Genomic DNA, 13,115 nt, shown 5'->3' with positions numbered 1-13,115 from the left:
CGCTTACTTGAGCGAAATGGTCGTATTCACCTTGCCAGCGCTGACACTGTCATCGAACCAGCGTGCAGTGATCGTCTTGGTCTGGGTGTAAAACTGTATGACTTGCTTGCCGTAAGGCCCCAGGTCACCGAGCTTGGATGCGCGTGAGCCGGTGAAAGAAAACAGCGGCACAGGCACAGGGATGGGCACGTTGATGCCGATCTGGCCTACGTCGATTTCTTCTTCAAAGGTGCGAGCAGCAGCGCCAGATTGTGTGAACAGTGCCGTGCCATTGCCGTTAGGATTGGCATTGATGATGGCGATGGCGTCGGCCAGGGTATCTGCCTGCATGATGCACAATACCGGGCCAAAGATTTCTTCTTCATATACACGCATGCCAGGCTTGACGCCAGTGAAGACAGTAGGGCCGACGAAGTTGCCGTGCTCATAGCCTGGCACTTGCGGCGCGCGGCCATCCAGCACCAGCGTCGCACCTTCAGCAATACCTTGCGCGATCAGGCTTTCTACCCGTTCTTTGGCGGTGCAGGAAATGACCGGGCCGATGTCCGTATTGGCTTCTGCACCTGCATTGATCTTCAGGCTGCGGGCGCGGTCCAGCAAATCTGGCACCCACTGGTTGGCTTCACCAACCAGGATGACCACAGACAATGCCATGCAACGCTGGCCAGCAGCACCAAAGGCAGCACCGGCGAGGTTGTTCAGGGTTTGTTCTTTATTTGCATCTGGCAGGACGATGGCGTGGTTCTTGGCACCCATCATGCACTGTGCACGTTTGCCCGCCAGTGTCGCGCGGTTGTAGACATGCGTACCTACGCGGGTGGAGCCTACGAAGGACACGGCCTTGATATCTGGGTGGTCGCAAATCGCATTGACGATGTCTTCACCACCATGCACCACATTCAGCACGCCAGGTGGCACACCAGCCTGCATGGCCAGCTCAGCCAGACGCATGGTGACCATGGGGTCTTGCTCGGACGGTTTCAGGATGAAGGTATTGCCGCAGGCAATCGCCATAGGGAACATCCACAGCGGTATCATCGCCGGGAAGTTGAAAGGGGTGATGCCAGCGCACACACCCAGCGGCTGGTTCAGGGTATAGGTGTCAACACCGCTGGCAACGTTATTGGCGATTTCGCCCATTTGCAGGTTGCCGATATTGGCCGCATGCTCGACCACTTCCAAACCACGGAAGATATCGCCTTCAGCATCTGCCAGGGTCTTGCCCTGTTCGGCTGTCAACAACGCAGCCAGTTCGGCCATGTTTTCACGTATCAGTTGCTGGTATTTCAAAAAGATACGGGCACGTGTGCCTATCGCTGTCTTGCGCCAGGTCTTGAAAGCGGCCTTGGCAGCATCGACTGCGGCCTGCATTTCATCTGGCGTAGTAAATGGCACATGGGCCAGCACCTGTTGCGTGGCCGGATTGATCACATTACGCCATTGCGTGGATTTGGATTCTATCAGTTCGCCGTTGATGAGCAGTTTGACGTTGGGAGCCTGGGTAAGAGTAGCCATGATGCTTTCCTGAACCTTCCTGATTGCGCACGGACAGACGGCGGGTTTGACCCGCAACAACAGCCGCACTGATGCCTGAAAACAGGATGACTACTGCAAGCAGAAACCTGCCGCAGCAACGATCCTGACCATGAGCATGCGCCGTGTAGACGCACACCCGCCACGCACCTTCCGTACGTGACCAGACCTTGGGAAAAACAGTAAGAAACAATGTTGAAGACAAGCACCCGCCCGCCATGAGGCGCGCCATGCCCTATCCCAAACACCGCCTTCCGCAGTGTTTTTCTCAGCGATCAACAGGCCGGTATCCGGGCTTGCAAGTCTTGTTACATCGCCTTCCCAGTCATGCATGACCAGTGGCGTGGATGATGTAACCACACTCGCTTACCGTTGCGGAGGCAGCAGGGGCTTGAAACATGCTTACGATTTTGCTGCGCGAGCGCAATTTGTATCGATGCGGGGTTCATACGCTGCTCAAAATGCTCATGTACTAGAAGTACATTCCGTTTTTTGCGCTGCGTTTTATATTGCTCTGACCCCGCTGATGCTCGCTACAGATCGTAAACACGTTCTTAGGTCTTGATAGCTACCGTCACTTGGCAGTGACAGCGATCAGGACGACCACTTTCCCGTTTAACACAGCCCAAGAGATTGGGATGTGCACCTGTTATTTTTAGAATAGCACAAGAATTGACGTTAACGTAAACGTTAATTGGTGAAAAAAATTCAAGAAGGCAGCTTCAGAAGGATTAAAGCTGGCTGTTGCTGTGAGGCAAACTAGCAGAAATTGGTGCGGGGAAGTAATTGTGCGTGGGTTTGCGTTGGAAGTACTTTATGTGAGGAGATATCTGTCGATAACCAGCAATAGTTGTACCGTCATTCCATCGTGGTTTTGGCAAGATTCCATATAAGTAGCTACAACGGAAAGAGGCGCATTGCCAGCAATTTTTTAAAAAGGAATTTAGCGCAGAAACAGTACGGGGAGCATATATTGCCCTTTCCTGAAATTGACAATTCAAGGTTAATGCAAGTTAGTTTATTATTGAATAATATTGGTCAGTTGGCATTTCTTTCAGAGGCAATTGGCAAATTGTATGGACGAATCAATCAATGCGCTGAATTAGTCAATTCAACGTCTTAAGACCAGGAAAGCACGATGGAAGAACAGAGCATGAGTAACCCCTTCTTTAAGCTGCCAGAATTTGGTGGTGTCCCGGTAGGTTTGGTGATTGCTTTTGCTGGCGTTCACGACCCATCCAGCGACAAAGAGGCTAAAGCACTTGAAGCCAAGGGTTGGATGATTTGCAATGGTCGGTCGCTCTCGATACATGATTATCCCGAATTATTCGCCGTGCTTCGCTATGTTTATGGTGGTGAAGGTGATCAGTTCCAGATTCCGGACTATCGTCACGAATCCTTGCACGGCATTGCTACAGACCAGCTTATTGGTATAGACAGCGAAAAGGCAACAGTTGTTGATGCAAAAAGGCAAACTTACATCATCAAGTATACCTGTCGCTTGGGACCTTTGATTATTTAGGCTGCACCTTCTCTTTTACTCAGAAAAATTCGGAAAAGAAGCCATCGAAAGACACGTAGTAGCTATGAAAATATAGTCATTTCAATGGTTGAAATAAATAGAACTCATTTCATAAATAGGATGCGTGCGAACAAGACTATTTAGGATGCGGTGCAAGGCCTAAGGGTGTACCCTGTGAAGCTAAGGCTGGTGCCTTTGCAAGCGCGAGGTGGCACACTACGCGCTGCAATGCGCCTAAATCGTCAGTTCACTAAGGGTTTGCCTCATAACGCGTACTGGTCTACAGGTTTTGATAATTCGACTCGTGATCAATAGCACCGCTATTGACTGCCTCGTCCCCTTGCAGGGCGCATGTGCGCTTGCAAGCGCACATCGTACGCAGGCGTGCAGCATGCTGCACGAATTCCCTGCTTTACCCTTGCCCGCCCGTGTTATGAGGCAAACGCATCTCACCCTATTTATGAAATGAGTTCTTGCCTTTAATTACCGAGGCAGTTCGAAATCGGTTCAGCTCGGCAGTAGATTTACTCGTTTGTACCCGCACTAAGCTGAGTGCGGATAGATTCAAATCTACTGCAGTGGCCAGAACCTCCCGATTAACGTCATCAATGATGCGAAATGAGTGAAGTTAATAAAGCATAAGCGTGATTTGAGGTTTACCGAGCAGTTGGATGCGTCAGAAATAAACTCCGGTACTTCGATTGTTCTGGGAAATTTGCTCATAGTATTTTGTCGCCAAATACCATCATTCAGCATTCATATACGAATGGCGCATACGCAAGATATAAAGCACAAGGCGCATCTCCACCATAAAGTGAACATGTGCCCTGTAAGCCAATTCAAACCAGCTTTTTAAACCCACGAACAACAGTCCTGATGTTCTTTCTTCGTGGTCTCAGTCGCTGGCAAAAGTTTGGCTGACTGCACCATGCTTTCCAGAACTACTATCGTCCCTGTCCGGCCGCGGGTCTTCAGGCCGTGGCCGGGATTGACGCTGCGGTTTTTTTACGACTGGGTACGTGCGTTAACCTCGATAAACTCGATGCACAGGAGACTCTCAACTACTCTGCCATCTGACGCGGATAAACAGGATCAACAGAGTGTGGCAAATTATTGATCAGGCTGTTGTTTATCAGTCGAACATTTTGCCAGTTGCCTTCGACATAAATAGCGGTGCCCTGGGCACTACCGTGATCAGTGCGATAATTGAGCGCATTTCCCTCAAAGATGCAATGATCGATTGTCGCGGACTCCACATCTTTCAAGGTAATTCCTCCGCCAAAACAGCGATATCCGTTTGCGGTATTGTAAAAGAACTTAGACGAATTGATGGTCAGATTGCCATTTTCAAAAAACAAGCCATTGCCATATGTGCTTATCCCGGCAATATTGTCATTGAGTTTGATGGTATTTTTCTCAAACTCTGTACCTGAAATCGTCACCTGACATGCATTGAAATAGATACCGCCTCCGTAGGCGTACGTACCGTTCAGGTGCTCTTGCTCAATCTGATTGTCCCTGACGGTACAGTTATGCATTTCCACACGCGATTCACGTATTTCGGCAGCGCCACCGAATGCGCCCAGAAAAGCCATATTTATGCGGCGTCCCTTTGTAAGGCTTGTGTCGGTCAATGTGAGTTTGCTGGATTTGACCCAAAGACAGCGCGATAATCTGGCTCCATCGAAGTGAATATTCTTGATGTTCAGCGTGCAGTCCTCGACCTTCAGCACGCCGTAATTCGTCGCCTCACGCAAAGTCAATACAATGCTTTCACTGCCTCGCCCAATCAGGCTAAAGTTGCGATGACTGATCTCGACACACGCGGTTTCCATGCTCTGCGTCACTACAATGATATCTCCATCTTGCACTGCGCGGAATGCTGCCGCCAGGTTGGGAAATTCGCTGCTTGGTACGGGTAATTCGCTCATGTTGATTCTCCTGAAAAGTGCTGTGCCATGTCGGCTGGTGCCAGGCACTGATTGATCCATCTGAAGACAGCGTCGACAAGGTCGTACACTGCTTCCCCACATTCCGTTGCATCATTGAAGTAGAAACTTCTGAGTAAACTGAATGTGAGGCCATTGTGCCCAATGATCGTAAGAGAATCGTAATAAAATGCCAACAATGGTGGGTGAGGGGATTAACATCGCGTCCAGTTAATCGCGACATGTCCTTGCAGAGCGGGGGAGACTTTCCTCTTGAAAACTCCAAAACCTATTTTGCAGTCAGCCCTTTAACCCTCACCGCCGTGACCTTATATTCCGGCGCATGCACCACGTTGTCGCAATAAGGCGAAGTCAGCGCATTGACGTTCAGGTCTGCGTGGTGGAAGCTGCAAAACAACTGGCCAGCTTGCATCTTGTCTGTGATGTGCACTGGCAAGGTGGCTGTGCCATAGCGGCTGCAGACCTGGGCTTGCTGGCCTTCTGCAAGGTTCAAATGCTTTGCATCGGCGGGGGATATGTCCAGGGTGTCGGTGGGTTTGAGTTGCGCATTGGGGGTGCGGTAAGTCATGGTGCCTGCGTTGAAGTGATATAGCTCACGCCCGGTTGTCAGTAGCAGGGGGTAGTGATCATCGCAGACTTCTGCCGTGGGCTGATAGGCGATGCAGGCCAGGCTTGCTTTGGGGCCGACACCAAAGCCTTGCTGGTGCAGGATGGCGGTGCCGGGATGATTGTCATCGGGGCTAGCGGGGCAGGGCCATTGCAGGCTTTCGTTTTGCAGGCGCTGGTAGCTGAGACCGGCGCTGGCGGGCCAGACGCTGCGCACTTCGTCCCAGATGGTTTGCGGGTCATCGAATGTGAAGCCCTGTTCATGGCCCATGTGCCTGGCCAGTTCTGTAATGATCTGCCAGTCTGGTTTTGCCTCACCGGGGCTGTTGATGACTTGCCTGACTCTTTGTACACGGCGGTCGGCATTCATGAAACTGCCGTCTTTTTCAAACACACTGGCAGCAGGAAAGAAGACGTGGCCCGCCGCCTTGGCGGTTTCGTTAAGGAAGAGGTCTTGCACGATGACGAGTTCCAGTTGCGCCAGTGCTGCCAGGGTTTGATTGGTATTGGGCATGGACATGGCGATGTCATAGCCCATGACCCACATGGCCTTGAACTTGCCCATGCTGGCGGCAGCCAGCATGGCAGGTAAATCCAGCCCTGCACTTGTTGGCAGCTTGGTGGCCCAAGTGTGTTCAAAGCTGGCGCGTACCTTGGCATCAGCCAGGTTTTGCGCGCCTGTCAGTGAAGCGGGTTCACAACCCATTTGGGCTGAACCCTGGACATTGTTTTGCCCGCGCAAGGGGTTGATGCCGCTGCCGCGCTTGCCCAGGTTGCCAGTCAGCAGGGCGAGGTTGATCAGGCTCATGACGCCTTGCGTGCCTTGCAGGTGTTCTGTCATGCCCAGGCCATGAAAACACATGGCGGGTTTGGCATGCGCATACATGCGGGCAGCGCGGCGTATGTCGTCTGCCTTGACACCGCATTGGCTGGCGACCTGTTCCGGAGAGTAGGCAGTGATGAAACTGCGGAAGTCTGGCAGGCCATCAACGCGCCTGGCGATGTAATCATCATCCTGCAAACCCTCTTCCAGCAGGGTGGCGGCCATGGCATTGAACAGCAGCACGTTGGTACCAGGGCGCAGAGCAAGATGTATATCGGCACAGGCTGCCAGCTCGGTACGGCGCGGATCGATGACGATGAGGCCAGCCCCGGCGCGCACCGCTTGCTTAATGCGTGCGCCGACGATGGGGTGGTTTTCTGTCGGGTTGCAACCGCATAGCATGAACAGGCTGCTGTGTTCTATGTCATCAAATGAATTGGTCGCCGCACCCGTGCCCAGCATGGTCTTCAGGGCTTTGGCAGACGGCTGATGGCAAACCCGGGCGCAGCAATCGACATTGTTGGTGCCCAGCACCACTCGCGCGAATTTTTGTGCGAGGTAGTTTTCTTCATTGGTGGCGCGGGCTGAGCCTAATACGCCCAGGCTGTCTGCGCCGTACTTGTTGCGCAGTTCTTGCAGGCGGCTGGCGGTGAAGGCCAGCGCTTCTTCCCATGAAACCGTATACCAGTCACTGCCCCTGCGCAGCATGGGTAGCGTGACGCGTTCTGGTGAATGGGTAAAGTCGTAGGCATAGCGCCCCTTGACGCACAGGTGGCCATGATTGACAGGGCTGTTTGCCGGTTTGATGGCGACAACTTTGTTGTCGTGGCTGGCGACTTCCATCTGGCAACCGACGCCGCAATAGACGCAGGTGGTTTTGGTCCAGTGATCGACTGGACCTGCACTGCGCTTGTCAAAAATGGCATCGGTGGGGCAGGTGTCGGCGCAGGCACCACAAGAGACGCAGCCGCTGCTGAGCAGGCTTTTGCCATCTGCCGGGGCGATATGGGTTTGCTCGCCTTTGCCCCAGACTTTCCAGACAAATTGTCCCTGTACTTCATCACAGATACGCACGCAGCGCTGGCAATTGATACATCTCTCCATCGCTATGCCCAGATAGGGATGGCTGTCATCCTTGAAAATCGGGGCATGATGCTCGCTGCCAGCGCTTACGCTGTTTTGCTTCAGCAATTGATGAAAGGGGTGTTCAGCCTGTTCACTCACTGCCGTGGCAGGATAACTATCTGCCAGTAACGACAGGTTGGTATGCAGCAGCGACTGCAGGCGAGCTGTAGCTGTATGCACGACCATGCCATCAGTGACTGCGGTGGCACAACTGGGGACGGGGCGGGCTTGCCCTTCGACTTCGACCAGGCATAGCCTGCATGCACCTATGGGTTTGAGTCTGTCGTCATGGCAGGGGTGAGGTGGCTGGCAACCATGATCGCGCAAGGCTTGCAGGAGGCTGCTGCCTTCTGCCACTGTGCATGCCTGGCCATTTATGCTGATGTGAAGCATGTCTGCAACTCCGCATGGTAGTGGCGTTGAATTGACTGGGCAAATTCTGCCAGACCGCGCCCGTGGCCGCACAGGCTGGCGTCGGCAAGGGCTGTTACCAGGGCTTGCCAGCGACTTGCATTCCAGTGTCCACCTTGCAGTATGTCGTCAAAGTGGCTGGTGATTTCTGCTGCGCCGTGATGGCAGGGCGTGCATTTACCGCAGGATTCAAATGCGCCAAAGCGAAATACTTGCGCCACCAGTTCGGCAACGCTGCAACTGTCATCAAAGGCGATGACGCCGCCATGGCCGACCGCGCCGCCAATTTGCTGCAGGCTTTGATAGGCGAGCGGGGTATCAAGCAATTGCGACGGTATCAAGCCCGCCAGTGGGCCGCCTATCATCAGGCCCTTGAGCTGGCCTTGCTGCAGGCCCAGGCCGAGCTTGTCGACGATATCACGCAGGCTGATGCCAAATTCGACTTCATACAGGCCAGGCCGCTTGAAGACGGAGTTGAGTGACAAGAGCTTGGTGCCCGGGCTTTCTGGCGTACCCAAAGCTGCATATGCGGCAGCACCATGGGTGATGATCCAGGGTATGGCGCACAGGGTTTCGACATTATTAACCAGCGTGGGTTTGTTGTATAAACCCAGTTCGGTGATTTGCGGTGGGCGCAATCTGGCTTCTGGTCGCCTGTCTTCGATGGCATTGAGCATGGCGGTTTCTTCACCGCACAGGTAACTGCCTTTGCCGATGACAAGACTGATGTCAAACGCATGTGCACTGCCGAGTACATGCTGGCCCAGCCAGCCCTCCGCCCGCGCCTGTGCTATTGCCGACTGCAAGATGCTTGCTGCTTGCTCGTATTCACGACGCAGGTAGATGTAACCGAGGCTGGCGCCAACGGTGACGCCAGCAATGAGCATGGCTTCTATCAGGCGGTAGGGGTCTCTTTCCATCAGCAGGCGGTCGCTGAAGCTGCCGGGATCACCTTCATCAGCATTGGCGACGAGGTATTTGCAGTCAGCTTCTTGCTCTGCCAGCGATTGCCATTTCAGGCCAGTAGAAAAGGCGGCACCACCACGGCCACGCAAGCCTGAAGTAGTAATCTGCTGTATGACTGCGGCGCTATCCATGTGCAAGACCTGGCGCAATGCCTGTCCGCCACCTGTACTGCAATACTCGTCCAGATCAAGCACCGCTGCTCTGGCGACATTACCTAGCAAGACTGATGCGCGGGCATGGCTGGCAATATGGGGAAGTGCATCTTCACCTTGCCGTGCCGGGCCACGATAGCACTGGCCCAGGCAATACACAGTGGGACTGCTATGGCATGCAAGTTCCCATCCCGCCGGGTCTTGCCGCTTCGCGGCAAAGCAGGCCAGCCCCTGACAACGACTGCCTGTCAGGGACGTATGGGATAAGTGATAAAAACTATCGCTGGCAAGCCGTGCAAGGATGTGGTCCATATAAGCCAATATGAAACGCTGTACGGGCATAGCGCCTATGCCAGCTTTCAATATGGCATGGTTGCCAGCATTGTCAATTGAGGTGCATCAAGAAATACCAGTTTTAACATGGCTGGCAGCCTTATCAACAACAACCCTGATGCTCCTCATCATCCACTGCCACAGTCGCTCGCAGCAACTTGGCCGCCTGCACCATGTTTTCCAGCGCAGCTATCGTCTCTGGCCAGTCGCGGGTTTTGAGGCCGCAGTCAGGGTTGACCCAGAGGCGGGCGTCGGGGAGTACGCTGCGGGCTTTTTGTAGCAGCCTTTGCATTTCGCTGACTTTGGGTACGCGTGGCGAGTGGATGTCGTAGACGCCAGGGCCGATGTCGTTGGGGTAGGCGAATTCGCCGAAGCCGTCCAGCAGTTCCATGTTTGAGCGTGAGGTTTCTATGGTGATGACGTCGGCATCCATGGCGGCGATCCAGGGCAGGATGTCGTTGAATTCTGAATAGCACATGTGGGTATGGATTTGCGTATCATCCCTGACGACGGCTGAACTCAGTTTGAAGGCGCGCACTGCCCAGTCGAGGTAGGCGGACCAGTCTTGCTGTTTCAATGGCAGGCCTTCGCGGAAGGCGGGTTCATCTATTTGTATCATGCCTATGCCGGCTTTTTCGAGATCGGCAACTTCATCACGCAGGGCCAGGGCGATTTGCAGGGCGGTGGTGGAGCGTGGCTGGTCGTCGCGCACGAAGGACCATTGCAGCATGGTGACAGGGCCGGTGAGCATGCCTTTCATGGGTTTGCTGGTGAGGCTCTGGGCGTATTCGCTCCAGCTGACTGTCATGGCTTCTGGCCTGTACACGTCGCCATAGATGAATGGCGGTTTGACGCAGCGTGAGCCATAACTTTGTACCCAGCCATTCAGGGTGAAGCCATAGCCCCAGAGTTGTTCGCCGAAATATTCGACCATGTCATTGCGTTCTGGTTCGCCATGGACCAGTACGTCGATGTCGAGCTTTTCTTGTTGCTCAACGACGAGACGGATTTCTGCGCGCATGGCTTCGAGGTATTCGAGGTGCGACAAATCACCACGCTTATAGGTGGCGCGGACCTGGCGTATGGTCCTGGTTTGCGGGAAGGAACCTATGCTGGTTGTGGGGAACAGTGGCAGGGCAAAGCGTTGCTGTTGCTGACCTATGCGCTGCTTGAAAGTATTGTGGCGGGTGACATCCTGCTCGGTGATGGCGGCCAGGCGTTTTTGTACGATGGGGTTGTGGATGCGTACCGATTTGCGGCGGCTGGCGATGGCCTGGTCGGCGGCTGTGAATTGATGCGCGACTTTATCTGCATTGCCATTCAGGGCTTGTTTTAGGGCGACGACTTCATCGAGTTTTTGTTTGGCAAAGGCCAGCCAGCTCAGGGTTTCTGCATCAAGTGCGGTTTCTGCAGCGAGGTCAACTGGCACGTGCAGCAATGAACAGCTTGGGGCCAGCCACAGCTTGTCGCCGAGTTGTGCGTGGACGGCTTGCAAGTCGGCCAGCAAGCTGCTCAAGTCGGCACGCCAGATATTGCGACCATCAATCACACCGGCAGACAAGACGCGATCTTGCGGCCAGCTGGCCAGCATGGTGGTCAATTGCTGTGGTGCGCGTACCAGGTCCAGGTGCAGGCCAGCGATGGGTAGGGCATGCAACAGGGTAGCGCGGTCTTGTACTGATTCAAAATAAGTCGATAACAAAACCTTGGGCGTATTTTGCGCCAGGGCATTGTAGGACAGTATAAAGGCATCCAGCCAGGCGTTGTCGAGATCTAGGGCCAGGATAGGTTCGTCTATCTGTACCCATTCCACCCCTTGTTCTTGCAGGCGTGCCAGCAGGCGCTGATAGGCGGGGATGATCCTGGGCAGCAAATCCAGTTTATGTGTCAGGCCACTCTTGATTTTGCCGAGGTAGAGCAAGGTCAGGGGGCCGATCAAGGTGGCTTTGCTTGCATGGCCCAAGGACTGGGCTTGTGCCAGTTCTTCAAACAGCCAGTCTGTGCCGCCATCAAAGCTGCTGTCTGCCGTCCATTCTGGTACGAGGTAATGGTAGTTGGTGTCAAACCATTTGGTCATTTCCATCGCAAAATGCTGGGGGGTGCCACGGGCGGCGACGTAGTAGTCTGCCAGCGTCAGTTGTTTGGCATCAAAGCCAAAACGGCGGGGCAGGGCACCCAGCAGGGCCAGCGTGTTCAAGACTTGGTCATACCAGGCAAAGTCGCCAACGCTGACGAAATCCAGGCCTGCCTGCTTTTGCAAACCCCAATGGCGGGTGCGCAGGTCGCTGCCGGTTTCACGCAGGGTGGCTTCGGTGATGTCGCCGCGCCAGAAGGATTCTTGTGCAAATTTCAATTCTCTTTGTGCGCCAATGCGAGGGAAGCCAAGGGTGTGGGCGATAGTCATTTGTTATTCTCCAATCATAGGTAGGACTTACGCAAAACCGCCCCAACTGCGTTGCAGCTCCTAGCCGTACTAAAGTACTGTCTTCGTCGCTGACGCCTTGCTGGGACAATTTCGCGTAAGTCCTACAGGTTTTAGTATGATCGGTTAGAATTGATTATGATTCAAACGACATATTTTAAGAATTAACTTGAATTTCATTCATAATGCAATCGATCCTAGAGCTACGCCACCTGAAAACCCTGCATGCCCTGCGTGAATCCGGCAATTTATTGCGGGCAGCGGTCTTGCTGAATGTCACCCAGTCTGCCCTGTCACACCAGATCAAGTTGCTGGAAGAACATCATGGCACGCCACTGTTCGAGCGCAAGACCACGCCTATACGCTTCACGCCAGCGGGCGAGCGCCTGCTGCAACTGGCCGACAGCGTCTTGCCACAAGTCGCCAATTGTGAGCGCGATCTGGCACGTCTGGCACAGGGTGTAGCGGGGCAGTTGCGTATTGCGGTGGAATGCCATACCTGCTTTGACTGGCTCATGCCCGCCATGGATTTGTTCCGCCAGCGCTGGCCTGAGGTGGAGCTGGACATCGTTTCCGGCTTCCAGGCTGATCCCGTAGGGCTGCTGTACAGCCACAAGGCTGATGTCGCCATCGTGTCGGAAATGGATGCGGATGAAAGCGTGGCTTATCATCCCTTGTTCCGTTTTGAGATTGTCGCTTTGATTGCCAAGGACCATGCGCTGGCCAAGCGTGATTATCTGGTGGCGCAGGACTTTGCGACTGATACCCTGATTACCTATCCTGTGCCCGACGACATGCTCGATGTGGTGCGCCAGGTCCTGAAGCCAGCAGGCGTGGATACTGCCAGACGCACGACTGAACTGACAGTCGCCATGCTGCAACTGGTCGCCAGCAAGCGCGGCATTGCCACCTTGCCGGTGTGGGCAGCACAAAATTATGTGAACCGCGATTATGTACTGCCCAAGCGCATCACTAAAGATGGTTTGACTGGCAGATTGTATGCCGCCTGCCTCCCGGATTTGTCTGCCAAGGCTTATCTCAGCGATTTTGTGACGACGATACGGGAGAGTAGTTATTTGAATTTGCAGAGTATAGAGTTGATTTGAATGTGATGCGAGTGAGAGGCTGTGTCAAAGTTCATCTGGGATGACGGTTCTCGATTTTATCTATTCATTTTGGAGAGGACGCCACGGAATACTTCAATATTTTTTCGCACCTTAAAGGTGGTAACTCAAGCTGACGCCATGAAGTAAAGCTTCACTTCATTCTTTGG

At 53.8% G+C, this 13,115-nt stretch carries 7 protein-coding genes and 1 riboswitch; of the genes, 2 read left to right on the top strand and 5 right to left on the bottom strand.

Going from position 1 to position 13,115, the window contains the following annotated elements; translation table 11 throughout:
* Positions 1 to 3: 3 nt before the first annotated feature.
* Positions 4 to 1,515 (bottom strand): CoA-acylating methylmalonate-semialdehyde dehydrogenase, encoded by a 1,512-nt coding sequence (locus tag AC07OI_RS18110; RefSeq protein ID WP_495258159.1) that lies wholly within the window; start codon positions 1,513 to 1,515, stop codon positions 4 to 6.
* A 283-nt stretch (positions 1,516 to 1,798) separates the two neighbouring features.
* A riboswitch (cobalamin riboswitch) is annotated at positions 1,799 to 1,977 on the bottom strand.
* A 694-nt stretch (positions 1,978 to 2,671) separates the two neighbouring features.
* On the opposite strand from AC07OI_RS18110, the gene AC07OI_RS18105 reads away from it, so the two are divergent.
* Complete coding sequence (locus AC07OI_RS18105) at positions 2,672 to 3,055, top strand: phage tail protein (RefSeq protein WP_495258158.1); 384 nt, start codon at positions 2,672 to 2,674, stop codon at positions 3,053 to 3,055.
* 1,061 nt (positions 3,056 to 4,116) lie between these two features.
* Here the strand turns inward: AC07OI_RS18105 and AC07OI_RS18100 are convergent.
* From AC07OI_RS18100 to metE, 4 genes are all read right to left on the bottom strand, one after another.
* Entirely contained in the window at positions 4,117 to 4,986 is an 870-nt protein-coding gene (locus AC07OI_RS18100; RefSeq protein WP_495258157.1) for a hypothetical protein, read from the bottom strand.
* A gap of 286 nt (positions 4,987 to 5,272) precedes the next feature.
* Positions 5,273 to 7,951, bottom strand: coding sequence for a formate dehydrogenase subunit alpha (gene fdhF / locus AC07OI_RS18095; RefSeq protein WP_495258156.1), 2,679 nt, complete (start codon positions 7,949 to 7,951; stop codon positions 5,273 to 5,275).
* Positions 7,933 to 9,429: a complex I 51 kDa subunit family protein gene (locus tag AC07OI_RS18090; RefSeq protein ID WP_495258155.1), complete on the bottom strand. Its 1,497-nt coding sequence runs from the start codon at positions 9,427 to 9,429 to the stop codon at positions 7,933 to 7,935. The genes fdhF and AC07OI_RS18090 overlap by 19 nt, the downstream gene beginning before the upstream one ends.
* 94 nt (positions 9,430 to 9,523) lie before the next feature.
* A complete protein-coding gene (gene metE, locus AC07OI_RS18085) occupies positions 9,524 to 11,824 on the bottom strand; it encodes a 5-methyltetrahydropteroyltriglutamate--homocysteine S-methyltransferase (protein WP_495258154.1) in 2,301 nt (766 codons plus the stop codon).
* A gap of 200 nt (positions 11,825 to 12,024) precedes the next feature.
* Between metE and AC07OI_RS18080 the strand changes: the two genes are divergently transcribed.
* Positions 12,025 to 12,948 (top strand): LysR family transcriptional regulator, encoded by a 924-nt coding sequence (locus AC07OI_RS18080; RefSeq protein ID WP_495258428.1) that lies wholly within the window; start codon positions 12,025 to 12,027, stop codon positions 12,946 to 12,948.
* Positions 12,949 to 13,115 lie beyond the last annotated feature (167 nt).

This window comes from Undibacterium sp. GW821-FHT07F11 (assembly GCF_059418665.1).
The sequence above is the reverse complement of the archived record's forward strand: the minus strand, read 5'-3'. Positions and strand labels throughout refer to the sequence as shown.